The 24,549-nt window shown below is 68.4% G+C and carries 25 protein-coding genes; 16 read left to right on the top strand and 9 right to left on the bottom strand.

Going from position 1 to position 24,549, the window contains the following annotated elements; translation table 11 throughout:
- Positions 1-110 precede the first annotated feature (110 nt).
- The gene (locus ACIHAX_RS33810) at positions 111-740 is read right to left on the bottom strand and encodes a DUF305 domain-containing protein (RefSeq protein ID WP_397281668.1); all 630 of its coding nucleotides are present in this window, start codon (positions 738-740) and stop codon (positions 111-113) included.
- Positions 737-2,308, bottom strand: a complete 1,572-nt coding sequence (locus ACIHAX_RS33805; protein ID WP_397281666.1) for an LVIVD repeat-containing protein — start codon at positions 2,306-2,308, stop codon at positions 737-739. Before ACIHAX_RS33805 ends, ACIHAX_RS33810 begins: the two co-directional genes overlap by 4 nt.
- Positions 2,309-2,705: 397 nt before the next feature.
- On the opposite strand from ACIHAX_RS33805, the gene ACIHAX_RS33800 reads away from it, so the two are divergent.
- Positions 2,706-3,263 carry a TetR/AcrR family transcriptional regulator gene (locus tag ACIHAX_RS33800; RefSeq protein WP_397281663.1) on the top strand — a complete coding sequence of 186 codons (558 nt, stop codon included), beginning with the start codon at positions 2,706-2,708 and terminating at the stop codon, positions 3,261-3,263.
- 22 nt (positions 3,264-3,285) lie between these two features.
- Here ACIHAX_RS33800 and ACIHAX_RS33795 read toward each other — a convergent pair whose 3' ends face one another.
- A complete protein-coding gene (locus ACIHAX_RS33795) occupies positions 3,286-3,843 on the bottom strand; it encodes a hypothetical protein (RefSeq protein ID WP_364436398.1) in 558 nt (185 codons plus the stop codon).
- 731 nt (positions 3,844-4,574) lie between these two features.
- On the opposite strand from ACIHAX_RS33795, the gene ACIHAX_RS33790 reads away from it, so the two are divergent.
- Positions 4,575-5,144, top strand: a complete 570-nt coding sequence (locus ACIHAX_RS33790; protein ID WP_364436401.1) for a hypothetical protein — start codon at positions 4,575-4,577, stop codon at positions 5,142-5,144.
- A 111-nt stretch (positions 5,145-5,255) separates the two neighbouring features.
- Here ACIHAX_RS33790 and ACIHAX_RS33785 read toward each other — a convergent pair whose 3' ends face one another.
- Entirely contained in the window at positions 5,256-5,438 is a 183-nt protein-coding gene (locus ACIHAX_RS33785; RefSeq protein ID WP_355080119.1) for a hypothetical protein, read from the bottom strand.
- A 169-nt stretch (positions 5,439-5,607) separates the two neighbouring features.
- Here ACIHAX_RS33785 and ACIHAX_RS33780 point away from each other — a divergent pair, with 169 nt between their 5' ends.
- Complete coding sequence (locus ACIHAX_RS33780) at positions 5,608-6,849, top strand: PepSY-associated TM helix domain-containing protein (protein ID WP_397281660.1); 1,242 nt, start codon at positions 5,608-5,610, stop codon at positions 6,847-6,849.
- 13 nt (positions 6,850-6,862) lie between these two features.
- Here ACIHAX_RS33780 and ACIHAX_RS33775 read toward each other — a convergent pair whose 3' ends face one another.
- Positions 6,863-7,510, bottom strand: a complete 648-nt coding sequence (locus tag ACIHAX_RS33775) for a LysM peptidoglycan-binding domain-containing protein (protein WP_397281658.1) — start codon at positions 7,508-7,510, stop codon at positions 6,863-6,865.
- Positions 7,511-7,929: 419 nt separating this feature from the next.
- Here ACIHAX_RS33775 and ACIHAX_RS33770 point away from each other — a divergent pair, with 419 nt between their 5' ends.
- From ACIHAX_RS33770 to ACIHAX_RS33745, 6 genes are all read left to right on the top strand, one after another.
- Positions 7,930-8,130 (top strand): hypothetical protein, encoded by a 201-nt coding sequence (locus ACIHAX_RS33770; RefSeq protein WP_355080113.1) that lies wholly within the window; start codon positions 7,930-7,932, stop codon positions 8,128-8,130.
- 434 nt (positions 8,131-8,564) lie between these two features.
- Complete coding sequence (locus tag ACIHAX_RS33765) at positions 8,565-9,806, top strand: oxygenase MpaB family protein (protein WP_364436411.1); 1,242 nt, start codon at positions 8,565-8,567, stop codon at positions 9,804-9,806.
- 288 nt (positions 9,807-10,094) lie between these two features.
- The gene (locus ACIHAX_RS33760) at positions 10,095-10,289 is read left to right on the top strand and encodes a hypothetical protein (protein WP_355080109.1); all 195 of its coding nucleotides are present in this window, start codon (positions 10,095-10,097) and stop codon (positions 10,287-10,289) included.
- 60 nt (positions 10,290-10,349) lie between these two features.
- A complete protein-coding gene (locus ACIHAX_RS33755; protein WP_356965550.1) occupies positions 10,350-10,763 on the top strand; it encodes an SRPBCC family protein in 414 nt (137 codons plus the stop codon).
- 21 nt (positions 10,764-10,784) lie between these two features.
- Complete coding sequence (locus tag ACIHAX_RS33750) at positions 10,785-11,537, top strand: helix-turn-helix transcriptional regulator (protein WP_397281655.1); 753 nt, start codon at positions 10,785-10,787, stop codon at positions 11,535-11,537.
- Positions 11,538-11,585: 48 nt separating this feature from the next.
- Positions 11,586-12,488: a sterol desaturase family protein gene (locus ACIHAX_RS33745; RefSeq protein WP_355080103.1), complete on the top strand. Its 903-nt coding sequence runs from the start codon at positions 11,586-11,588 to the stop codon at positions 12,486-12,488.
- On the opposite strand, the gene ACIHAX_RS33740 is transcribed toward ACIHAX_RS33745, so the two are convergent.
- Positions 12,452-13,399, bottom strand: coding sequence for an NAD-dependent epimerase/dehydratase family protein (locus ACIHAX_RS33740; RefSeq protein WP_397281653.1), 948 nt, complete (start codon positions 13,397-13,399; stop codon positions 12,452-12,454). The genes ACIHAX_RS33745 and ACIHAX_RS33740 overlap by 37 nt on opposite strands.
- A 71-nt stretch (positions 13,400-13,470) precedes the next feature.
- On the opposite strand from ACIHAX_RS33740, the gene ACIHAX_RS33735 reads away from it, so the two are divergent.
- The 6 genes from ACIHAX_RS33735 (at position 13,471) to ACIHAX_RS33710 (ending at position 20,788) form a co-directional block, all read left to right on the top strand.
- Positions 13,471-13,926, top strand: a complete 456-nt coding sequence (locus ACIHAX_RS33735) for a MarR family winged helix-turn-helix transcriptional regulator (RefSeq protein ID WP_397281651.1) — start codon at positions 13,471-13,473, stop codon at positions 13,924-13,926.
- 186 nt (positions 13,927-14,112) lie between these two features.
- On the top strand, positions 14,113-15,324 hold the full coding sequence (locus tag ACIHAX_RS33730) for a sensor histidine kinase (protein ID WP_397281649.1): 1,212 nt from the start codon (positions 14,113-14,115) through the stop codon (positions 15,322-15,324).
- Complete coding sequence (locus ACIHAX_RS33725; RefSeq protein WP_355080095.1) at positions 15,321-15,998, top strand: response regulator transcription factor; 678 nt, start codon at positions 15,321-15,323, stop codon at positions 15,996-15,998. The genes ACIHAX_RS33730 and ACIHAX_RS33725 overlap by 4 nt, the downstream gene beginning before the upstream one ends.
- A gap of 210 nt (positions 15,999-16,208) precedes the next feature.
- Positions 16,209-17,135, top strand: coding sequence for an alpha/beta hydrolase (locus tag ACIHAX_RS33720; protein ID WP_397281646.1), 927 nt, complete (start codon positions 16,209-16,211; stop codon positions 17,133-17,135).
- Positions 17,136-17,165: 30 nt separating this feature from the next.
- Entirely contained in the window at positions 17,166-19,076 is a 1,911-nt protein-coding gene (locus ACIHAX_RS33715) for an ABC transporter ATP-binding protein (protein ID WP_397281644.1), read from the top strand.
- A complete protein-coding gene (locus tag ACIHAX_RS33710; RefSeq protein WP_397281642.1) occupies positions 19,073-20,788 on the top strand; it encodes an ABC transporter ATP-binding protein in 1,716 nt (571 codons plus the stop codon). The genes ACIHAX_RS33715 and ACIHAX_RS33710 overlap by 4 nt, the downstream gene beginning before the upstream one ends.
- Positions 20,789-20,801: 13 nt before the next feature.
- Here ACIHAX_RS33710 and ACIHAX_RS33705 read toward each other — a convergent pair whose 3' ends face one another.
- Positions 20,802-21,551, bottom strand: a complete 750-nt coding sequence (locus tag ACIHAX_RS33705) for an SDR family oxidoreductase (protein WP_397281640.1) — start codon at positions 21,549-21,551, stop codon at positions 20,802-20,804.
- A 233-nt stretch (positions 21,552-21,784) separates the two neighbouring features.
- Here ACIHAX_RS33705 and ACIHAX_RS33700 point away from each other — a divergent pair, with 233 nt between their 5' ends.
- Positions 21,785-22,768: a fatty acid desaturase family protein gene (locus tag ACIHAX_RS33700; protein ID WP_397281638.1), complete on the top strand. Its 984-nt coding sequence runs from the start codon at positions 21,785-21,787 to the stop codon at positions 22,766-22,768.
- Positions 22,769-22,874: 106 nt separating this feature from the next.
- Here ACIHAX_RS33700 and ACIHAX_RS33695 read toward each other — a convergent pair whose 3' ends face one another.
- Positions 22,875-23,033, bottom strand: coding sequence for a hypothetical protein (locus ACIHAX_RS33695; protein WP_397281636.1), 159 nt, complete (start codon positions 23,031-23,033; stop codon positions 22,875-22,877).
- 474 nt (positions 23,034-23,507) lie between these two features.
- Positions 23,508-24,422, bottom strand: a complete 915-nt coding sequence (locus tag ACIHAX_RS33690) for an RNA polymerase sigma-70 factor (protein WP_355080084.1) — start codon at positions 24,420-24,422, stop codon at positions 23,508-23,510.
- Between the last annotated feature and the right edge of the window lie 127 nt (positions 24,423-24,549).

Raw genomic sequence — 24,549 nt, 5'->3', positions numbered from 1 at the left:
TGCCTCAACGGTGGTGAGAGCACGCACGATGCGGTGGTTCAGGGCTGAGACACGGCCGGACCGGTGACCCGGCGACACAGGCCGCCGTCGCGGTAGTCGCCGGGCGCATCTCAGCGTGGTGCCTGCTCTCGGGACAGCAGCAAGCCGATGAGGCCGACTTCCTGTCCCTGGGTGCTGATCATGTCGCGGGCGATCTGTTCGACCATGCCGCCGTTCAGCCGGCGATCCGCCGCCTGCGCCATCTGGATGCCGCCGTAGTGGTGGCGCTGCATCAGGCGCAGGAAACCGGTCGCCGCCTCGGCGCCGCGCGCGGCGCCGAGCGCGTCGAGTTCGTCCTGGCTCGCCATGCCGGGCATCGTCGCGTGCCCGGCGGTCGCGTGGTGCTCGTGGTCGGCCTCCGCGTGCATCCACGCCATCGGGTGCGGATTGGTCACCGCGAGCCGGGCCATGCGCAGCCAGCCGAGCATCATGCCGATCTCGGTGCGCTGGGTGTCGGCGATCTGTTGTGCCAGCGCGCGCACCGCCGGGTCGGCCCCGCCGTCTAGTCGCTGGACCAGGAGCAGCGCCTGATTGTGGTGCGCGATCATGTCCTGGACGAAACCGGTTTCGGTGCTGTCCAGCAGCGGTGCGGCGGTGCTGTCCGCGCCGACCACCAACGGCCGCAGCGCAGCGCCCGCCACCAGCAGCAGCACCGCGAAGGCGGCGAGCGTGGCAGCCCCGAGCCACCGGCGGCGGATCATGATCCCGTGGTCGAACGCTGGTCGGCGGGCGGCGTGTACACGTTCCGGTCCACTTCCAGCGCCAAGAAGCCGTTGTCGGCGCAGGTGGTCCAGAGTTGGTTGCCCCGCCATTCCGGCGGCGAGAAGCACCAGTCCGTGGAGAGATCACCGAAGGCGAGCATGCCGCTTCGTTCGCTCGTCGCCTGCGTGAGATCGAACTGGCCTTGCAGCACCGCCTGCGCCACCGCGGGACCGGCCAGCACCGGCGGGCCGATGATCGACGCGAGCGCGTGCGGTGAATTCCAGAGCTCGGTGTTCCGGCCGGTGCGCGCGGGCGGGTTGTAGTAGGCGATCTCCCGGACGGCCGACGGATCCCTTACATCGAACACACGGATGCCCGAGGAGGTCCAGCTGCACGCCAGCGCCGTGGGATCGGCCGCCCGGTCCGCGGCGCAGTAATGCGTGTCGTAGGCGAACAGCGAGCCGCCCGCGGCGGAAGCCATTGCGGTGTCCTGATTCTCCGGCAGGTTGATCTCGAGTTTGATGGTCTCGACGATGCGCGGCCGGGTGGGCTCGGCGACATCGATGATCTTGACGCCGCCGGATCCGGCCTCGTTGGTGGCGAACACGTACGGCCTGCCGCCATAGGTCACGGGGATGTTGTGCTGGCTGGCCCAGCCGTCGGTCCAGGTGAGGTGCGACAGTTCGCGCACCTGCGGGCCGGGATCGCGGCGCTGCACCGCGCCGACGTCCAGAATCATCAGCCCGCCCATGTTGTTCGCCAGGTACATGAGGTTGCCGTCGGGGCTGAACCCGAATCCGTGCATGGACAGACCGGGCAGACCCTGCCACACCACGTGGGGAGCGGCGGGGTCGGTGAGGTCGACGGCACTGACCAGGCCGGGTGCGACGCCGGAACTCCAGTAGGTGTTGCCGTCGGGGGAGAACCCGCCCTCATGGGCCGTGATCGGCAACGGCATCGCCAGGTCGGTTCCCGGGCCGGGGTTGAGCAGGCGTGGATGCGCGCAGTCGGTGAGGTCGTAGACCGACAGCAGGCCCGCACCGGTCAAAGCGGGCACCCCGGTGCCGACGAGCAGTTTTCTCGTCTCGTTGACCTTCAGGCTCTCCCAGGTGCCTGCCAGCATGGCCGGTTCGGTGAGCGTGGCGGTGCGGACGGGGTTCGTAGGATCGGCGACGTCCACCACCTGGACGCCCTCTTCGGGCCCGAGCAGGTCGCCAGGGAAGAACGTGCCGATGTAGGCGCAGTGGTCGAAGGTCACCGAGTTGATGCCGCCGCCGCGGCCGCCATAGGCGCCGAGCCGGGTGACGTTGCAGCTGTAGCCCTGGCCGCTGCGGCCGCTGTCACGGTCGGCGGCGGGAACATCGCCTTGCAAACCTGTTTCGGGGGCCGAACCTGGATTGCAGACGGCGCGTGCGGCCGCGGTCGCGGCTATGGCGCCGACCTCGCGAACCTGCCCGGAGGGATCGGAATCGGTTTGGGCGGCGACGATGCCGAATGGCAGGAGAATCGCTGCGGCGCCGACGGTCACGAAGAAGCGCCGGCCCCAGCTGGTGATGGACGAAGTCATGGACGTACCGGCCCTCGGCGGTGAGGGCGCCTTTCCCGTGTGCTCGGTTACAAGTCCGGATGCGGTCTCGGACGGCTGTTGGTCGATCCCGAGCGCGTGCGGTGCGGCCGCCGCGGTGACGGCAGCGTCATCGTGTATCCGGACCACCCGATGCGGCATGGTGGCGTCGAACGAGTGTCGAATCCGGCCTGGCGCAACGGCGTCCCTACTCGCCGAGCCGGGCCGAGCCGACCCTCTCGCCATGCCGGACTGTGTTGTCCGGTTACTCGGTCAGTGTGCGTGAGATCGCCGCGCCGCGTCAATACGGCGCGGCTGTATCCGGTCGGATTACGGCATCCGTGCCGGGCCCTCCGGCGTGCTGCGGGGCGGTCGGCGATGGTCCGGTAACCTTGCCCGAATGACCTCGCCACGCCGTGTGAACAGGGGGCCGAAGGCGGCGGCCGGCAATCGGGCGGCCTTGATCCAAGCGGCGCGGGAGGTTTTCGCGGACAGTGGCTTCGACGCGCCGTTCAGCTCCATCGCGCGGGCCGCCGGCGTGGGGCAGGGCGTGCTCTACCGACACTTCCCGACCAGGGAGAGCATCGCGCTCGCGGTGTTCGAGGACAACATCGAGGGCATCGAGGCGCTGGCGGACGATCCCGCGGTCACCGTGGACGATCTGCTGGCGATCATGGTCGATCAGATCACCACCTCGGCGGCGTTCATCGCGATGATCCATCCCGCGAACACCGACGACATGCGCCTGTTCGAGGTGGCGCGACGGCTGATCACCCTCATCGCGGAGAAGCTGGAGGATCCGCGTCAGCGCGGCACGATCAGCGCCGACATCACCACCGCGGACGTGGTCCTGGCGCTGGCGATGCTGGCGGCCGTGCTGTCGAAGACCGATGCGCAGTCCAAGAAGGAGACCGCCCGGCAGGCATGGGCGTTGCTGGACCGCGCTCTGCGCGGCTGAAGGGGGGCGCGTCCGTCGCGTGTCACGCCGCGCGATCGATCGACGCCAGTGCGTCGGCGACGCGGTCGAGCGAACGGATCACGTGCAGGAGCCCGTTGGCGAATTCTCGTTGCGCGAAATCTATTCCGGCTTCCGCCGACCAGCGAGCGAGCAACCGGTGTACCGTGGCGTCGGCGCCGCGGGTGCGCGATCTCACCGCAGTGGCGTGTGCCTGTCGCTGTGCCGAATCACACACGGCGACAATGCCTTCGGCGGTATGTACGGCGGAGTCACCGATGATGTCCACCAGTTCGACGAGCTCGTCGGCGAGCCCGATCAGATCATGGATCTGGGCGATCTCGGCGGTGATCGCCATATGGTCGATGCAGCAGCGCAGCAGGACGGCGAGCCGGTGCAGGCGCCGGGGCAATGGGCGGGCCGGTGCGTCCAGGGGCATGAGGTCCGCCAGGCGATGCCGGATGCTGAACGGATCGGCCGGGGGAGCGCAGAATTCGGCGAGGACGATGGCGCCCGCGCGCAGATCGAAGGCGGTCGCGATGAGCGGGTTGTCCGGGTCGGCGCGTCTCGTCGACGTTCGCATGCGTCTCCTGGGATCGTCGCCGAGACGCCGACTTGCCCATGCCGCCCCCTCGGTCGCTGGTGGAATCATCGCGTGGCAGGCTCTCGATATAGCGATTGCTAAGAGATTGCCCACGATGGTATCCCGGACCTGTCGCAGATCCGGATAGGTTTGTCCGGTAGGTGATCAGTCTGAACCATGCGCGCGGTGTCGTCAAGCCGTCGACGTATCGTGTCTCATGGTGTGGCCAGTCGTGCGCTGAGTTCCGAATCTGAATTGATGTTCTGAAAATCGCTGGTGTGATGGGTTCTTCGGTGGTCGTGCGCGGTGTCGTCCGCGTTGGTCTCGCGGGGGGTGGATGGCGTGCGGCCGTTTGTGTCCGAATGTCGCGGACCGGGAGCGGGCTGGTGGCGGGATGGCGACTGCGCGGTGCGGTAGGTGAATCGGCGGGTTTGACCAGGTAATTGCTGCGTAGTGATGCAGGTCACAATTCGGCTCGTTCGAAGCGGCGTCATCAGGTCGCCGTCCGCCTTACTGTGTGTGCGGCAGAACCTTCCGGCGAGGGGCGCGGCGATCCACCTCCACCCGCCGTCTCCGCTCACCGGATCCTTCGCTGGTTCGGCACGCGGCCGCCCATCGGCCGCGCGACTCGCTGATCCGCTATGGCCGGCGCGATGGTTGGTACCCCATCGGAGTCGGTGTCCGCGGCCGGACCTGTCGATATTTTCGTTGGTGATACCGGGATGGGAACCATGGCTGTACGATCGCGCTCCTTCACGCAATGGCGAGCCCAGGCTCGCGACTGCCCACATCGGTACCGCTTGGCGGTGGTCGCCCCGAATATCGCGGACGTCGTGCGCTGGACCGGCGGATGGCTGTTCGATCGAACCGTCGCGGGCTGGGAGGTCACGGTGCTGGTGACCGGTCAGGCGGATATCCGTCCGCTGCGCATCCTGGGGGCGACGGTGCTCGATCTCGAACAGTTCTCGGCCGCGCCGGTCCGCGAGACGTGGCCGCAGGCGGTCGCCGTCGCCGCCGAGACGTATCGGTCCGACAGCCGGGTTCGTGACGGCGTGCTCGACTGTCTCGACCGCGGGCTCACCGAGGTGACGATGTGGGGCGAGGGCCTTCCCGCGGAACTCGAGCATCGGGTCGGCTCGGTCCAGCACCGCGTCAGCTCGGCCGGGCGGGCCTTCAAAGCGTGCGCGCTACGGGCCGCGGGGGTCGCCACCGAGGTGGCCGGTCCCGTCGAGGTGTTCCGGACCGGGATGGCATCGCGCATGCACCCGGGATACGGCGTCGACCTCGTGCCGGCGGGGTAGCGTGCCCGCCGACGACTCGATTGCTCGGGACGCCGCTCGTGGCCGCCGTGGTCGAGCCCTCGGGGCCCGCGCGGATGGCGTCCGTTCGCCGGTACCGCGTGTGCGGTGACCTCAGATGCAGAAGCTGATGCTGGCCGGGCCCAGTGGGATATTGAGGCATACCGTGACCGAGCCGAGGGCGTCGTTCGTCGGTACGGGTGAAGCCGGTGCGGCGGAGGCTGCCGGGGCGAAAAGGGCCCCGATGGTCAGTGCGAGAGCGGCTGCGGCGATCGCTTGCGTGGCTTTGGTGATCATGGTGATTTCCTTGGCTGAGCGATAGGGCGATCCGAACCCGGCCCGGGAACGTCGATCCGAGTCCGGGGTGACTCTGATCAGATCATCCGCCGGTGCGGTGGTGTAGACAAGCCCTCCTGGCTGCCGTGCCCGCATTGGGAAGGTCGGATTTTGAAGTTAGCCTAACCTTATGGACACGACCGTGGTGGTGCGCGAGCCTGGCAAGCGGATCGTCGGATCACCGAAGCGATCCCGGAAACCGATACGGCGCAGGCTGATCTCGATCCATCGCTGGTCGGCGCTGATTCTCGGCTCGGTCCTGGTGATCCAGTCGACTTCGGGCGCGATCCTGCTCTACCACGCGGAATTGTTCCGAGCGCAACACGCTTCGTTCTATCGCCACACGGACGCGCCGGCGGTGGTCGACGCAGAACAGGCCGTCGCGATGGTGCGTGCCGCCGATCCCGGCTTCGACGTCGGCTGGGTCGGTGGAGACGGCGGCGTGATCGCGATCGGGAACACGAAGTACACCGCCGCCTACTCCGTCGATCCCGCTACCGGACGAATCAACGAGCAGGTGAACCTGGCCGACGGCGTTCTCGGCTGGCTGACCAACCTGCACAACTGCGCGTTCGGTTGTGCGCGCTACTCCGGCGCGATCCCGATCCTGGAGAATCAGGCTCCGCTCCTCGGCATCAAATGGGGCGCGGTGATTCTCGGCGCGCTCGGCGTCCTGCTGGTATCGCTCGCGGTGTCCGGCGCGGTCATCTGGTGGCCGTCACTCGCACGGCTGCGCCACGGATTCCGGGTCCGGCTGCGGAAAGGCCGCTTCGCCCGGGACCGCGACCTGCACGACGTCATCGGTATTCTCGCGGTGCCGTTCCTGTTGCTGTGGGGCATCACCGGCACCACCATCGAATGGCCTGCCGTGCAACGGGCTTGGCTCGTGGCGACCGGCGGCACCACGACCCTAGAACGAACCGAGCGGTCTTTCGTGCCGCGGTCGAGCGATGCCCGACGGCCCCCGCTGTCCATCGGCGAGGCCACGGCGATCGCGGATCGAGCCGCGCCGGGCCGACTCGCCTACCTGTTGCTGCCCACGGACGACGCCCCGTACTACCGCGCCGTCGTCGCCGGGGCCTACTCCCCGCGCGAGCACCGCCTCTTCTACAGCGGTGACGTCATGGTCTACGTGAACGCCCATGACGATTCCGACATCAAGGTGGTCGACGCGAGCCACGACCGGCCGCTGGCGAACACCTTCTACGCCAAGGTCTTCGAGCCCGCCCACTTCGGCTGGCTGGTGAACGGCTGGTGGCGACTGATCTGGCTGGCATTCGGCCTGACACCGCTCGCGCTGGCGATCACCGGCCTGTCGACCTGGCTGTTCCGGCGCCGGACCCGGCGCCGCCGCGCTCACGCGACGACGTAGCCGCCGACCCCGCTCACGACGGGAAATGGATCACCTGGCGGGAGAAGAGCGCTTGGGGCTCGGCGATGTGATTCGCCGCCGCGACGACTCCCACTCTGGTGTCCAGATCCGCAGGACCGTAGTGGTCCTCGCACATCGAGCGCAGCGTGTCGCCCGCGACGCCGCGGCGGCGGTTCAGGCCGGGCACGACGAGCACGTGGCCGGGAGCCGGTTGGCTGCCCGAGGGCAAGTGGTTGGCCAGTTCGATCATCACGCCGAGATTCGCGTCGCCGTACCAGCGCTCGGCGAGTATCGCCAGGGTTTCGCTTTCGGTCACCGTGTGGTGACCGACATCGGCGAGCTCCGGAATGTGCAGCCACGCGCCGGGCTGGATGGCACGTTGCGCCACGCCGTTGACGACTTCCCAGATCAGCTGGACTCCGGTGTCCTCGGTTCCGTAGTAGCGCTGGGTGATCTGCTTCCGCGCCGCGGTGGAGTCGGGCGTGGTGAGGAGGTGGCGCCGCGTGATGTAGGGGATCAGGAGCTGTTGTCCGACATCGATCGAATTCGGATCGGCGAGATGGTTCTGGCGCGCGATCGCCGGGAACAGGCTGCCGTCTCCATACTCCCGATGGGCGATCGCGGAGAGGGTGTCGCCGGGTTGGACTTCGTACTTCTTCATCTCTTCGGCCTTTCTGCACTGCTGACAGCCGGCGCCGCGGACACCGATTCCGGCTTGTCTCGCACGCGCACCTGCCGTCCACGAACGGTTGTGGCGCTACCGAATGCTCGTCGCGATCGGCCGCGCGATCGTGCGTAGGCGACTACTCGTTTCCGGCGGCGCTCGCCGCGACTCCGCCGGGGCGGCGTCCCGATTACCCGGTTGGTCTCGCCGGATACGCAGGTGGCGCCCGGCCGGTCTGGCCGGGTCGGATGCCGCGACCAGCTTCCCGGGGCGGCTCGGAGAAGCCGTTTCCGGGCAGTTCTTTTCGATCGTGTGAAGAAGCTCCGAGGCTGATTCGAGCACTGGGGCAGGGGTAGCACGAAGACGTGGCGCCAAGAGCCACAGTCGGTTTCATCCGCTACCGAAAGGAGCAAGTGATGGCAGACCAGAAGAACCCGGGCCAGTTCGGCAACCGTTCCGACACCGAGGAGCAGGCGCGTCGCGGCGGCCAGGCCAGCACCGGCAGCTTCGGCGAGCGTAACTCGGCCGATCCGAGTGCGGCCGGACGCAAGGGCGCCGAAGCGCAGCCCAACGAAGCGAAGGTACGCGGCGGACAGCACAGCCACGCCGGTCGCTGACGTCGACCGAACACGGGCCGGGCGGTACAACCGCCCGGCCCGTTTCGTTGTGCGGCGGTCATGATCCAGCGGTGACACGGCAGCGAGAAGACTGAGTGACCGACTGTCTATGTGACTAGCTATTTGCGACTGGTTCAGGTGGTGATAAGCGGAGAGAACCTGATGGCACGCCGGATGCCGTTCTATCGGTGAGTCGCTGGTCAAGTGTTCAAATTCGGCGAATATGCTGATCATCTGCGATTCAGCGCCGGAGCTGCCCGAGTGTCGGTCATGGTGCGATTGGTGCCGGCAAGTTACGGAAAGCCGGGACAGCAAGCGCCAGTGCTTGCTAAGTTAATGACTGTTCTTATCGATGCGACGGCGATGTACGAGTGCTGCCGATCTTTCGTCGCATCATCACGGCGGCGCTCGGCTCAATGAGGAGTGGCGCAGACATGGATGGACTCAGCAGGCGCAACGCGTTGAAAGCCGGTGGGGTGTTGGGCGCGCTCGGCGCGCTGGCCATGGCGACCCCCGCGCGCGCGGAGCCGTGGACGTGGTCCCCGCAGGGTTCGGTGGCCGGCTCCGGTGAAGGGGCCGATCCGCTCACCGTCTGGGATCCCGAGGCGGATCAGTTGGTCGCCTCTCTGATCGACCGGGGGGAGGTGCCGAGGGTCAACGAGTTGTTGCGCACCTGGACCGCGAACGGGCAGCCTTTGCCGGACGGATTGCCGCCGGATCTGCGCGACTTCATGGAATACGCACGTCAGCTGCCGCCCTGGGCTGATCGCGGAAAGCTGGCCACCGCCGTCGAGTTCAACAAGAAGCGCGGGCTGTATCTCGGCGTGCTCTACGGGCTGGCCAGCGGCATGATGAGCACGGTCATTCCCAAGGAGGCGCGCGCGGTCTACTACTCCAAGGGCGGTCACGACCTGAAGGACCGCATCTTGAAGACCGCCAAGCTCGGTTACGACATCGGGACCGCGAATGCCTACGCGCCCGCTGGTGAGATGGTCGTGACCTGCGTGAAGACCCGGCTGGTTCATGCCGCTGTGCGTCACCTGCTGCCGCAGTCCCCGCACTGGGTGTACTCCGCCGAGGAGGACATCCCGATCAGCCAGAACGATCTGATGGTCACCTGGCACAGCCTGCCCACCACCGTGATGAAGCATCTGACCGCGTGGCAGGTGCCGATGCCCGTCGCAGAGTCGGAGGCGTTCCTGCATTCGTGGCAGGTGGGCGCGCACATGCTCGGCATCCGTGACGAATACATTCCGAACTCCTGGGCGGAGGCCGATTCGCAGGCCGCGCAGGTGCTGGATCCGATCCTGGCGCCGACCCCGGAGGGCGCCAAGCTGGCCGACCGGCTGCTGCGCCTCGGGGCGAACCTCGACTTCGCCGTCCTCACCAAACCGGTGCTCGGCGCCTTCACCCGCTTCCTGCTCGGCGACAAGATCGCCGACGGGCTGGCCATCGCCAGAGAGCCGGTCTGGGACCCGCTGCTGCGGGTGAGCTGGGGGCCTTTCATCGCCGTGCGTGAAGGTCTGCTGCCCGTGGTGCCGCTCGCGCCGGATGCCTACTGGCTGTTCGACGAATTCCTCCGCAGGGCGGCGCTGCTCTATCTGGCGGAACTGCGGATGCCGATCAGTATCGAGATCCCCACCATGAACCGGGACATGAGCCAGCCGCCGCGCTGAGCCTTCCGGACGCCGATGCGCTCTCGAAGCCTTCTGGAGTGCATCGGCGATAGCTGGTAAGTTACTGATTGTTCTTTGCGTTAGATCGCCGAGATGAACCGTCACCTCGTCATAAGTGCGCTGGTGAGTGCGCGATCGAAGGGTTGATCTCGGACTAAGTTGCGAGGAGTTCTGGAACGTGAGCCATAGGACGCTCGGCCCTCCACATGGCTCGACCGCGCTGCGACCGATGTCTGGAGGTGGCGCGGAGCATGCCGTACCGACAACACACCGGACAGTGCGGTGGACATGACGAACCCGCAGCATATCCGGCACATCCACATCGAATCCGGCGCCCTTGTCCTGGACTACCGGGCGTGCGCGGAACAGGCCCGGAGTCTGGCCGCCGACTTGGCGCACAGTCATCCGGACCTGATCGTCACGATCGATGACGATGTCCACGTCGAGTTGCCCGAGCTGCCCTGCGGAGGTCTGTGGCGGTGATCGGCGCCCGGCTCGAGTAGATTGACGATGATCTGACCCACGACGAGGGAGCGTCGGACCATGACAGCGATTCGCCATGAGATCGTGATCGACGCTTCGCCGCGCCACATCTGGGATGTCGTGCGTGATGTCGGCGCCGTGCATCGACGCCTGCTGCCCGGCCGGGTCGTCGACACCCGCCTGGAGGGAGCGCGGCGTTCGCTGACTTTCCCGGACGGGCATGTGATCCGTGAACTGATCGTCTCCATCGATGACGAGGCCCGCCGCTTGGCGTACTCCGTCGTCGAAGGGGCCAGGCCCGCGCTGGACTATCACCACGCTTCGTTCGAGGTTCGCGCCGAGGGGGAGCGTGGCCGACTGATCTGGATCACCGACGTCTTGCCGGAGTCGGCCGCGCCGGAAGTGCGGATTCGTACCGAATACGGCCTCGCGGAGATGAAGCAGGCCATCGAGGCCGCGGCGGCCGAGTCGTAGCGGGATCGGGAGGTGTCGGACATGTGGCAAGGCACCGCGACGCTGTACCCGGGCAGATTGTTGTACACGGGGCGGCTCGGGAGCGCGCACCGCCACCATCATGCCGCCGCGCAATTGATCTTCAGTGCCAACGGCTCCGTCGGTCTGCGCGACGACGCCGGCCGCCCCTGGGCCGGGCGAGCGGCGCTGATCCCTCCCGGTGTACCGCACGAAACCACCGGCACGGCAACGGGATTGCTCGTCTTCGCCGACGCGCAGTCGCCCCTCGGGCGCGCGCTGACCGATTGTGTGCGGCGCACCGGGAGCGCCGTCGACTCGGTCACCGCGTGGTCGCGGGCCGCGCTGCCACTGCTCGACCTCGACGACGGCGAGCGGGATCCCCAGCAACTGGCGCACGCCGCACTGACGGCCTTGATCGGCGATCCCGCTCCCACCGGCGCTGCCCGGCACCCGGCGCTGCGTGGCGCGCTGGAGCTGCTGCCGGACCTGCTCGACGGCCCGCTGCGTCTGGCCGAGCTCGCCGCCGCGGTCGGACTGTCCGCGAGTCGACTCGGTCATCTGTTCCGTGCCGAGCTCGGGCTGGCGTTCCCGCCGTATGTGCGGTGGGCGCGCCTGCGACAAGCGATGGACCACGCCCGTCGCGGCGGCACGCTCACCGAGGCCGCGCACGCCGCGGGTTTCGCCGACAGCGCGCATCTCACCCGAGTCTGTCGCGAGATGTTCGGGCTCACCCCCTCCGAACTCGCCGGTGCGGTCACCATGGTGCGGCCGTAGCGAATCCGTTCAAGCGCCGCCGGGACCGCGGCCCCCACGCTGAACGGCATGCACACCTTGGTTCGCTACGGCTACGTGCCGTTCATGCTCTTGGCGGTCAACGGCGCCGCGCTCGCCGTCATCGCCACCGGCGCCGGCAAATTATGGCTGTTGCCGCTGCTGGTACTCGCGATCGCCGCATCGTTCGCCGCCGAACGGATCCTGCCCTACCACGACGACTGGAACCGCGCCCACGACGACGGTCGGCGCGACACCGCGCACGCCGTGGTCAACGAACTGCTCACCCTCGGCGGCGTGGCCGCACTGCCGCTGATGGCCGCGCTGATCCCTTCCGCCGATGTCTGGCCGCACCGGTGGCCCTTCCCGATTCAGGTGCTGGTCGCGGTTCTGCTCGCAGATCTCGGCATCACGCTGACCCACTTGGCCAGCCACAAGATTCCCGCGCTGTGGCGGCTGCACGCCGTGCACCACAGCGTCGAACGCGCCTACGGTTTCAACGGCCTGATGAAACATCCTCTGCACCAGACCCTGGAGACCGTCGCCGGTGTCACCCCGCTCGTACTGCTGGGCCTGCCCACCTCGGTAGCTTCGGCCCTCGCGTTCACCGTCGCGGTGCAACTCCTACTGCAACATTCGAACGTCGACTACCGCGTAGGCCCCCTGCGTACCGTGCTCGCGCTCAACCAGGCACACCGGTTCCACCACTTGAAATGGGCGGGCATCGGCGACGTCAACTTCGGACTGTTCACCTTGTTCTGGGATCACCTGTTGCGCACCTACTCCTACGACCCGGACCGCCGCTTCACCAGCGACGACCTCGGGATGGCCGCCAAGCCCGACTACCCCAGCGGCTATCTCGCCCAACTCGTCGAACCCTTCCGGCCCAGCGGCGCTTGCGGGGCCACGAAACCCGCTCAGCGCTCATTGCCCGCGCGCAGCCAGGCGATGTAGTCGGCGGTCGCGCGTTCGGTGTCGTAGTCGGGCCGGTAGCCGGTGTCCTGCTGGATACGGGTGATATCGAGGTAGTTGCGTTGTCCGGACCCACCGGTGGGGAGGTCGATCCCGGCGTCCGGGACGACCTTCTCGATCGCGGCGATGACTTCGGCGTTGGTAGTCGCGCGGCCGGAAGCGACGTTGTAGGTGCGGTGATTGAGCCGGTCTGCCAGTTGCAGGAGTGCGATGGCCCGGCCGCAGTCCTTCACGTAGCACAGGTCGATCGCGTCTTCCGCGTAAGCGGGGAAGCGCAGCGACGACAGGTCCGGCGCGGTGCCGCGGGTGGCGGCATGGACGAGCTGAGGGGCCGGGAAGAACGGGTCCGCGGGTCGGCCGCGCGGGCCCCAGATGGCGGAGATTCGGTAATTGACGATCTCGATGCCGGTCGCCCCGGTCAAATGGTCGGCGAGCAGCTCACCGATCTTCTTGAAGCTCGGTATCGGATGGGGTGCGGTCAGCGGAACGGGCATGTCTTCCCGCAGTGGACCCGCACCGGTCAGGCCGGCGTAGACGCCGATCGTGCTCGCGACGCCGACCCGCGGCACGCCCCAGGCCTCGGCGGCTTCGATCACATTGAACAGACTGCCGATCGCCTTCCGCGCGCCATCGATGGGCTTGTCGGAGCCGGGTGGCCAGGGCATCGAACCCGCGAGATGCACGATGCCGGTGATCTTGTGGCGCGTGCCCACGTCGAGCAACGCCGTCAGATCGGTGATGTCGGCCCGCTCCACCGCCACCTGCGCACCGGCGAACTCGGCCGGTACCTCGCCGGTTCGACGCTGGACCAGCACGCAGCCCTCGCCCAGGTCGAGCAGGGCCCGCACCGTGTGGGAGCCGATGAACCCGAGCCCTCCGGTGACCAAGATCATCACACGAGCCTTTCTGTCGTCTAGCTGATTATCAGTACTACTGACGATCAGGCTAGCGATAGAATCTGCGGGTGTCTAGGACGGATGGGCCGGGCCCCGAATTGACCAGCCGGTTGGGCTACCTGCTCAAGCACGCGCAGTCGCGGATGGCCGAGCTGAACACGAAAGCGTTGGCGCCGTACGGTATCGACGGGCGCGAGCTCGGCGTGCTGTCCGTCCTCGCGGGCCGTGAACCCACGTCCCAACAGCAGGCGGCGCAGCGGCTGGGCATCGACCGCACCACGATGGTCACGATGCTGGACACTCTGGAAGGCAAGGGCCTGGTGGCACGTCAGCCGGACGCGAACGACCGGCGTCGCAACGTGGTCGCACTGACCGATGCCGGACAGGACACTCTTCGCCGGGCCACCGAGGCGAGCGATGCCGCCGAGCGTGAGTTCCTGGCACAGCTCAGTCCGCAGGCCGCGCAGCAACTGCGGAACTCGTTGCAAACCATCGTGACCCATCCCGAGCAAGAGCAGTCCTGACGCTGTGGACCGTATGGGCGGAGAACCGGAGCCGTCGGCAGCCGATGGGCGAATCGCGCCGTTCATACTCGGCTTCCGGCCTACGCGAATCCGCGTAGGAGATCGTGATCGGCTGCGTCGGTCGTCGTAGTCGATCGCGCATCCGGTCCGGAGCGCGAGCGCTCGCGGATGCCGTACGCTCACGGCATGGTTCAGCAGGCGGCGGCACGACGGCTGTCCGCCTGGTTCTCGCGTCGGCCCGCCTGGTTCCCGGATGTCCTGCTGGCGCTGTTCGTCACCGTGATCCAGGTGCAGAGTGCCGCGATACCGGTGCCGCTCGAGCCGGCCTACACGCCGGTGTCGGGATTCGGATATGTCCTGCTGATCGTCAGCGGCCTGGCGGTCGCCGCCCGCCGCAGGCAGCCGGTCGCGGTGTTCGGCGTGACGGCGCTGGCCAGTCTGATCTATTTCGGTCTCGGCTTCCCCGATCGGCTTTCCTATCTCGGACTCTTCGTCGCCCTGTACACCCTGGCCGCCTACGGCGACGGGCGGCGGACGCTGATGATCGCCGGTGCGGGCATCGCGGTCCTCGCCGTCGGCTGGCTGATCGCCGCGGCGGATATCAAGCCGCTGGTAGCCATCGGCTGGGTGTTCTTCCGGATCGGCGCGTCGGTGATCAGCACGATCCTCGGTGAGTCCGTGCGATCCCGCCGGGTCATCGCCGCCGATGCGCAAGAACGAGCGGAACTGGCCGAACGGTCCCGCGACGAGGAAGCCAGAGCGCGGGTCGACGCCGAACGACTGCGGATCGCCCGCGAAGTCCACGACACGGTCGCCCACGCGATCGCCATCATCAATGTGCAATCCGGGGTCACCGCACACGTGCTCGACAAGCGACCGGAACAGGCCCGGGAAGCCCTGCGCACCATCGAGCAGACCAGTTCGCGGGCACTGCGCGAGATGCGCGCGATCCTCGGTGTACTGCGTGATGGCGACGAGCGCGAACCCTACCCGGGGCTCGGCCAGATCGACGAACTCGTCGGCAAGGCCCGCGATGCCGGGCTCGACATCGCTTTCGAGCAGACTCCCCCGGTGACGCCGCTACCGAGCGCGGTGGGCAGCGCCGCCTATCGCATCGTGCAGGAATCGATCACCAACGTGATCCGGCACGTCGGTCCGACCAGGGTGACCGTGGCGCTCGAACCCGGCATCGACGCCTTGCGGATACGGGTCGCCGACGAGGGTCGCGCCGCCGCACCGGTCCGCACGGATAGCAGCACCACGACCGGACGCGGCATCGTCGGGATGCGCGAACGCTGCCGGCTGCTCGGCGGTGAACTCGACGCGACGCCGCGTCCCGGCGGCGGGTTCGAGGTCACCGCCCGCCTACCCTTGACCCCGGTCGGATCGCGCTCGTGAACGCCACACCACCCATCAAAGTCGTGCTCGCCGACGACGAACGCCTGGTCCGTTCCGGCTTCAAGGTTCTGCTCGACCTGGAAGACGACATCACGGTGGTCGGTGAAGCCACCAACGGCGCGGAAGCCGTCGAACTCGCTCGCGCCACCCGCCCCGACGTGGTCCTGATGGACATCCGCATGCCACGACTGGACGGGATACGCGCCACCGCCCAGATCGCCGCGGCCGCCGGGATGGAGCGGGTCAAGGTGCTCATCCTCACCACCTACGACACCGACGAGAACGTCTTCGACGCCTTGCAGGCGGGCGCGAGCGGGTTCCTGCTCAAGGACGCGGGCCCGGCCGAACTGCTGCACGCCATCCGAGTGATCGCCGCTGGTGACGCACTGCTCGCACCTCGGATCACCCGGCGGCTCATCGGTCAGTTCACCGCGCAGCGCCGGGCAGCCAAGTCCGCCGAGGACCGGCTCGCCGTGCTGACCGACCGTGAGCGCGAAGTCCTGGCGCTGGTGGGACAGGGCATGAGCAACGACGAGATCGGCGCCGCGCTGTTCCTCAGTCCCGCGACCGCACGCACCCATGTGAGCCGCGCGATGGTGAAACTGGGTGCGCGCGACCGAGCGCAGCTCGTCGTGATCGCCTACCAGACCGGGCTGACCGGCTTCACCTCGTAGCGATCAGCGGGTTGACCTCGCTGCCGAGGCGTTCGCGGCCTGGGACTCGAATCACGTTGACTCACAATGCCATAGCACTGGCGAGTACGGCCGCGCGTTCGGCTACGACGACCTGCGCAGCCGATCGCCGTCGGCGTACGCGCGTTCACGTAGACGGCGACTCCCGTCGGCGGAAGCCCAGCAGGTGCCGAGGGCGCGACCATCGACGGCATGATCTTGGACCCCGAACTCGAAGCCTCAGTCGCGTTCTTCCCCCCGGCCGACCTGAGCGACCCGCGCGCCGCCCGGGAGCGCCTCGCCGAGTTGGTCGCCGCCCTTCCGGTACCGGACATCGCGGGCGTGTCGATCGAAAATCGCACGGTGCCGGGCGATTTCGACGTGCCGATACGAATCTATCGGCCGGACCGGGCGCAGGGCGCTGCCCTCATCTGGCTGCGCGGCGGCGGATTCGTCATGGGCGATCTGGACACCGAACATCCGTGGGCCGGCCTGCTGGCGGACAACTCTGGTGTGACAGTGATCTCGGTCGGCTACCGCTCGGCCCCCGAACATCCGTTCCCCGCCGCGCACGACGACGTCTACGCGGTGCTGATCTGGACGGCCGAGCACGCGGTCGAGCTCGGCATCGACCCGGCGCGGATCGCGATCGGCGGCCACAGCGCCGGGGCGGGAATCGCGACCGCGGTCGCGTTGCGGGCCCGCGACGAGCAAGGGCCGCCGATCCGCTTCCAACTGCTCAACCAACCCGTCCTCGATGACCGCCAGCTGGCCTGGTCGGCGCGCACTTTCACCGATACGCCGTTCGTGACCCGGGCGAAAGTGGCCCAGATGTGGCAGCACTATCTGGGTTCCGCGCCCGCGACGCCGTACGCCGCTCCGGCGCGGGCGACGGATCTGTCCGGTATGCCTCCCGCCTACATCGCCACCGCCGAGTACTGCCCGAACCGCGACGAGGACATCGAGTACGCGCTGCGTCTGTTGCAAGCGGGCGTGCCGGTCGAGCTGCACCAATGGCCCGGCACGTTCCACGGGTCGCAGGCGATCCTGTCCGCGGATGTGTCCCAGCGCCAGAGCGCCGAATTCGCCGCCGCGCTGCGTCGCGCGCTGCACCCCGCGACCGGCGCGCAAAGCGCGTAGCCGCAAAGGGATTGCGAAGAGGGGAGAACGATGACCACCATCGACCTCGCCGAGGCGAGGAAGCAGTCCACACCGCCCCCGTCGGATGCCGATTCCCCGGCGGGAGGAAATGGGACGGGGTTGCTGCGCCCGTACCTGGGCGGTTTCGCCGTCGTCGTCGTCCTGCAGATCATCGGTGCCGTCGCCGGTCTGGCGCCGCTGCTCGCGGTCGTCGAATTGGGTCGAACGCTGTTGTCGCCGGGCCCGATCGATCACGGCCATGTCCGGATGATCGTGATCGCGGGGGCGGCCGGGTTGTTCGTCCGGCTGGTGTTCACGGCCGCGTCGTCCGGCATCGGGCACCTGCTCGACAGCCGGGTGCAACTGTCGCTGCGCCGAAAACTGGCCGCGCGACTGGGTCGGGTGCCGATCGGCTGGTTCTCCCGGCGCGGCTCCGGCGAGTTGTCGAAGATCGTGGGCAAGGACGTCGGCACCGTGCATTCACTCATCGCCCACACCCCCGGCGAGCTCGTCGCCGCGTTCGTCGTGCCGCTGGTGTCGTTGACCTACCTGTTCACCGTCGACTGGCGGCTCACGTTGATCACGCTGATACCGGTCGCGCTGGCCGTGGCGCTGGTCCCCTTGATGATGACCCCGGCCCGGCTGCGTGCGCAGCAGGAGTTCGACGCGGGGATGGCGCGGATCGCGAGTGCCACCGTCGAGTTCGTACAGGGCATCTCGGTGGTCAAGGCGTTCGGCGCGGGCGAGCGCGCGCACCGCAGATTCCGCACGGCCGCGGACGATTTCACCGACTCCTTCCTTCGCATGGTGCGGGGTCTAGCCGGACTCGGCGCGGCGATGCAGGTGGTGTTGTCGCCGCCGTTCGTGCTGCTGGTCGTGCTGACCGGTGGTGCGGTCCTGATCACCGGCGGCGCCATGGCCCCGGCTGACCTGCTGCCCTTCCTGCTGCTCGGACTTGGTCTGACCGCACCGGTGGCGGCGCTCGGCCACGGCTTCGACGACTTGCGGGCGGCCCGGCGCGCGGTCGACCGGATCCGGGAGGTCCTCGCGGTGCCGTCGCTGCCGGAACCTTCGCGCCCGCTCGCGCCGCAGGGGCACCGGGTGGAACTGCGGGAGGTGCGATTCGGCTACGACGCCGAGCACGAGGTGCTGCGCGGCATCGACCTGGTCCTGGAGCCGGGGACGGTCACCGCGATCGTCGGGCCGTCGGGCAGCGGAAAATCCACGCTGGTTCAGCTCCTTCCTCGATTCTTCGACCCCACACACGGTTCGGTGCTGCTCGGCGGGGTCGACCTGCGCGAGCTCGGCAGCCGGGCGCTCTATCGGATGGTCTCCTTCGTCTTCCAGGACGTGCGGTTGCTGCGCGCGTCGGTCGCGGACAACATCGCACTGGCGCTACCGCAGGCCGACCGCGACGACGTGGTGCGCGCCGCCCGGCTGGCGAACATTCACGATCGGATTCTCGAGCTGCCGCGCGGCTACGACACGGTGCTCGGTGCGGAGGCCGAGCTGTCGGGCGGTGAAGCGCAACGGATCTCGATCGCCCGGGCACTGCTCGCCGATACTCCCGTACTGGTGCTCGACGAGGCCACCGCCTTCGCCGACCCGCACACCGAGCAGGCGGTGCGCCGAGCCCTGGCGACACTGGAAGGCGATCGGACGATCCTGGTCATCGCTCACCGGCTGGAGACCATCGCCGACGCGGACACCGTCGTGCTGCTGGAGAACGGGTCGATCACCGAGCGTGGCAAGCCCGGCGAATTGCTGTCCCGCAACGGGAAATTCGCCGAATTCTGGCGATCGCACCGGTCCACGCTCACCGAAGAGGTCGAAACCCTCGGTGGCATGCTCCGGCGTGAGCTCGGGCCATGGAGCAGGCAGCGGAGCGTGCCTGCACGCCCGCTCGCCGACGAGACATCGCGAGGAGAGGAGCGCCGATGATCCGAATGCTGCTGCGCGTGCTGGGCGACGAGTACGCCCAGCCCGTACGACGCACCGTGGCCCTGATGACGGCGACCTCGGTAGCGGAAGGTTTGTCTTACGCACTTCTGGTTCCGGTGCTGCGAGCGCTGTTCGGGAGCACGCCCACGGACGCCTGGCCGTGGCTGCTCGCGTTCGGGGCGGCGATCGCGTGCTACGCGGCGCTGCGCTATCGCAGCGATCTGTCCGGCTTCCTCGTGGGCACCACGCTGCTGCGCGGTGTCTACCACCGTTTCGGCGATCGCCTGGCCCGGCTACCGCTCGGCTGGTTCACCGCCGGTCGCGTCGGAGAGGTGTCGGTGCTCGCCGGCGAGGGTGTGCTGCAGGCGATGAGCGTGATCGCGCATCTGCTGGCGCCGACGATCGCCGCCGCTGTGACTCCGCTGACGATCGTCGCCGTGCTGCTCGCCTTCGACTGGCACATGGGGCTGGCCGCGCTGGCCGCGGTGCCGATCGTGGCGGCGATCCAGATCTGGACGGGACGTTCGATGGCCGCCGCCGACGCCGAACGCGTCGAACGCACCAAGGAGGCAACCGGGCGAGTCGTCGAGTATCTCCAGGCACAGCCGGTGCTGCGAGCCGGTGGCCGAACGGCCGAGCGATTCCGGCTGCTCGACGACGCGCTGTCGGGATTGGAGCGGGCGTCCCGCCGTGCCGTGCTGTCGGCGCTGCCAGGGATCGTGGGGCTGACGCTCACGGTCCAGGCGATGTTCACCGTGCTGCTGGCCCTTGGCGCCTACCTCGCGCTCGGCGGGAACGTCGGCGCGGCGGAGATGGTGGCGATGCTGGTGTTGGTGGCCCGCTGCGCGGATCCGCTGCTGTCGCTCTCGGAGATCGGCGGCAAACTCCGCAGCGCGCGTACCGTGCTGGGCGGGCTCGACACCGTGTTGCGCACCGAGCCGCTGCCGGAACCTCGCGAACCGATCCGGCCGGTGGGCAACGACCTGGCGTTCGAGTCCGTCGCCTTCCGGCACGGCGGTCGTACCGTGATCGACGACGTGTCGCTGTCGGTACCCGAGGGACAGCGGGTCGCCATCGTCGGACCGTCGGGCGCGGGCAAGAGCACACTGCTGCAACTGCTCGCACGGTTCTACGACGTGGACGACGGCGCCGTGCGCGTCGGCGGCGTGGACGTGCGCGCGATCAGCACCGAAGTATTGATGGAACGGATCGCCGTCGTCTTCCAGAACGTCTATCTGTTCGACGGCACGATCGAGGAGAACGTGCGTCTGGGCCGTCCCGATGCCACCGAATCCGAGGTGCGCGCGGCGGCGACCGCGGCGGGGTTGGACGAAGTCATCGATCGGCTGCCCGGCGGATGGGCGACGAACGTCGGCGAGGGCGGCGCACTGTTGTCGGGCGGTGAGCGCCAACGCGTCTCGATCGCGCGAGCCCTGCTGAAGAACGCGCCGATCGTCCTGCTGGACGAGGTGACCTCCGCGCTGGACCCGGTGAACGAGGCCGCCGTCCACGAGGGCATCGAACGCCTGATGGCGGGCCGGACGGTGGTGATGGTCGCGCACCGGCTGCGGACCGTCCGGCGGGCCGATCACATCGTCTTCCTGGACGACGGCCGGATCGTGGAGGAGGGCAGCCACGACGAGCTGCTGCGTCTCGGTGGCCGCTACGCCGACTTCTGGGAGTTGTCCATGGCGACCGTGGCAACCGAATGAGCCGCGATGTCGATCACGGGGTGCTCTCGTGCTTCTCGAGCCAATCCCGGTAGTGCGTTGCGGCCAGACGGGCGTCCGGGCCCGCCGTGAGAACGTCGCCGGGAACGTCCGCGAACATGCCCGCGGTGTCGTCGGTGACGACGGTGCGGATGTCGCGCCGAGCGGCCAGGGTGAGCCTGCCGAGGTCGTCGAGGCGGAAGACCTCCGGACCGGCGACATTGCGGACCCCGCCCAGCGGAGCGCCGGTGGCGACCTCGACGACCGCGTCGACCACGTCCGCGGCGGCCATCGGCTGGATCGGGGTGGCGGGCAGGCGGACGGTGTCGTCGTCGGAGGTCCAGGACAGCACCGCGTCCATGAACTCGAAGAACTGGGTGGCGCGCACGATGGAGTACGGCGTTGGGCCCAGCCGCAGCAGGTCTTCCTGCAAGCTCTTGGCCCGGTAGTAGTCCAGGCCGGGCACCTGGTCGACGCCCACGATGGACAGCACGACCTGATGCCCGACACCGGCTTTCTCTCCGGCGTCCAGCAGGTTGCGCATGGAGATGCGGAAGAAATCCACCGACGCCTCGTCGAAGGTCGGCGAGTTCGCAAGGTCGATGACGACCTGGGCCCCCGCCAGCGCCCGGTCCAGGCCCTCTCCGGTGATCACGTCGACACCGGTGGACATCGACGCGGGCACGGCCTCGTGCCCGGCCGCGGCCAGCTTCCGCACCACTCGAGAGCCGATCCGCCCGGTACCGCCGATGACTGTCAGTTTCATGGTTCTCGCCTTTCCCGGCGTGCCACCGGGCGAGCCCGCGATTCATGGAACCGTTATCGGTTCGTTCCGGTCTCGGTACCACGACGCCCGATCTCGCCACGGGCATCGGTCGTCGGTCCCGGTGTCGATCGCTCGGGCAGGTGGCCGTCGTACACCGTTCTCCCGCAACACCGTTTCGTCGCACTGATGTAAGAGCGGCGACAGCCCCTGTAGGGGTGTTGGTGGGGCAGGTCGTGCACGCTCGGTTTCCGGAGAAGACCGGAGAGGTGACCGGGGGCGAGATGACCGAACGGTGCACCGGTGGCGCTGTCCACGCGCAGCGGCGCGACGACGGACGGCGGATCGGATCGCGGTTGACCGCCACGGCGGTCGTGCTGAATATCGCCCAGCTCTTCGGGCTCCCGCTGCTGATTCCCGGCGACCCAGCATGGGGCTGGGCCCTGCTGCCGTTGCTACTGCTGACGACGACATTCTGGTCGGTGATCCACGAGGCCGTGCACGGCAATCTGCACCACTCGCGGTCTCGCAACGACCGGTACGGCCGCGTCCTCGCCGTGCTGTACGGGTCGCCGTTCGCGCTGCTCAAAGCCGGTCACCTGCTGCACCACCGCTACAACCGGACTCGGGAGCGGGCCGAGGTCTACGACCCGGCGAGTTCCACCTGGGCGAAGGTCGCGCCCGGGTACTACCTGCGGCTGTTCGGCGGGCTGTATCTGCTCGAGGTGGCGGCGATCATGCTGGCGGCGTTGCCCGTCGCGGCGGTGCACGGGCTCGCCCGGGCGGTGGACGGGCCGGACACGGTGGCGGGGCCGCTACTCGAACGCCTCGCGCGACCCGAGGTGTTCCGGCAGTTCCGCGTCGACGCGGCCGTCGTCGTAGGGCTGCACGGTGCGGCGTTCGCCGCCTACGGTCCGCACTGGTGGATGTTGCTCGCGGCGCTGGCCGGGCGCGGCGTGATCGTCTCGCTGTCGGACAACGCCTATCACTACGGCACCGATCTCGACGAGCCGCTCGAGGCGCTGAACCTGAAACTGCCCGCGCCACTGGAAGTACTGGCGCTGAGCTTCAACCTGCACGGCGTGCATCACCTGCGCCCCGGCCTGCGCTGGTACGAACTCCGGCCCGCCTTCGACGCCGAGGGCGGCCGACACGACATAGGCTGGTTCCGCGCGGTGGCCCGCCAGATACGCGGCCCCCTCCGGCTCACCGATCGGTGACTGCCGCCCGCCGCGGACGCGCCCCCGCCGCGATCACTCCTCAATTTCCATGTGCGAATCCATCCGCGAGAGGATCTCCTCGATCCGGTCGCGCACCATGTGCCGCTCACCCGCCCAGCTGTCCGCCCGACGCGTGGTCGATATCGGTCAGCGAGTCGGCGGCCTCGCGCTGCCCTCCGACATTGATTACACCGCAGTGAGTCGAGCCTTCATCAAAGGCCAAGCGAATTCTGATCGCGCGCAGCATGAATCGATCGATGGACATCGAAAAATTGTTTTCGGCAACTCCGTTCGTTCCCGTGCGACTACGACGCCGAACCGTTCCCCGACAACCACCTCTCCCCACCCGAGATCTATCGAGCGGACCTCGAAGTCTTTCCGCGAGACCGGCTGTCGCTGTGGCTGGCCGCCCGTATCGGGCATGCCGATCGGCAATCGCGGCCCGCCGACACGGCGGCCAGGGCCGAGCCGGGCGTGGCAGTGGTGGAGGACGGTGTGCCCGCGCTGCCGTTGCTGCCGGCGCGCTGGGCGGTGCTGTCCGCGGCATTCGTGGCAGTGGGCTCTCCGTGGGTCCGAGAGTCTTACCAGCGCTCGGGTTGTTCGAGGGAGCCGAGCGCAGCGGCTCCTCGCTCCGGATCGTGCCCGGCGACGGGGCCGTGCTCTCCGGTGGCGTGTGGAACGATCCCGTCCTCGACGCCGTCTACAACGCCGGGGCGCCGATGCCGGACCCTCTCCTTCGTCAGCGGCACAGCGCCGTCTCGCGCTCCATGCGGGACAGCTTCTCGGGATTGCGCACGGCGTAGAGGCCGGTGACGAGGCCGTCGTCGATGCGAAGCGCCAAGACGGTGTCGATCTCGCCGTCACGCCGCAAGATCAGCGCCGGATATCCGTTGACCTGCGCGGGCTGCCTCGACACCGCGGCGAGCCTGCCCAGCCCGGCCGCCAGTATCCTGGCCACGCTGTCGGCTCCGAGGACGGGCGCGAGGGTGGCCTGCACGACGCCGCCGCCGTCACCGAGCAGGACGACGTCCGGCGCGAGGATGTCGAGCAGATGCTGCAGATCGCCCGTTTCGGTCGCTCGCTGGAACGCCTCGAGGGCGCTACGGGTCTCGGCGGGCGAAACGACTCCGCGCGGTCGGCGTGCCGCGACGTGCGCACGGGCCCGGTACGCGAGCTGGCGGACCGCGCCGGGGCTCTTGTCGACGGCTTCGGCGATCTCGTCGTAGCTCAGATCGAATACCTCGCGCAGTACGAAGACCGCTCGCTCGATCGGCGTCAACGTCTCCAGCACGAGCAGCATGGCCATCGACACGCTGTCGGCGAGCTCGACGTCCTCGGCCACGTCGGGCGCGGTGAGCAGCGGCTCGGGCAACCACGGGCCGACGTAGGACTCCTTGCGCCGCCCCAGTGTCCGCAACCGGTCGAGCGACTGGCGGGTGACGATCCGCACCAGGTACGCGCGCTGATCCTGGACGGTGCCGAGGTCGACGCCCGCCCACCGCAGCCAGGTCTCCTGCAGCACGTCCTCGGCGTCGGCGGCCGAGCCGAGCATCTCGTAGGCGACGGTGAACAGCAGATTCCGGTGGGTGACGAACGCCGCGGTAGCCGGGGCGGGGTGGTGATCGCCCGGCGTCTTCTGCGATGTGTCGGCCATGAAGTGGCTCCTGTTCCCTCTCGGCTGTGTCACCCATCAGACGCCTGTCCCTGCCGTCTTGTAACACCGATACGCAGTGGCGCAGGTCACTTCGGTGCGCTGTTACGAGGCTCGGGCAGCCGACGTC

The organism is Nocardia sp. NPDC051929 (assembly GCF_044548645.1).
Lineage (GTDB): Bacteria > Actinomycetota > Actinomycetes > Mycobacteriales > Mycobacteriaceae > Nocardia > Nocardia sichangensis.
This window is presented reverse-complemented; position numbering and strand designations above follow the sequence as displayed.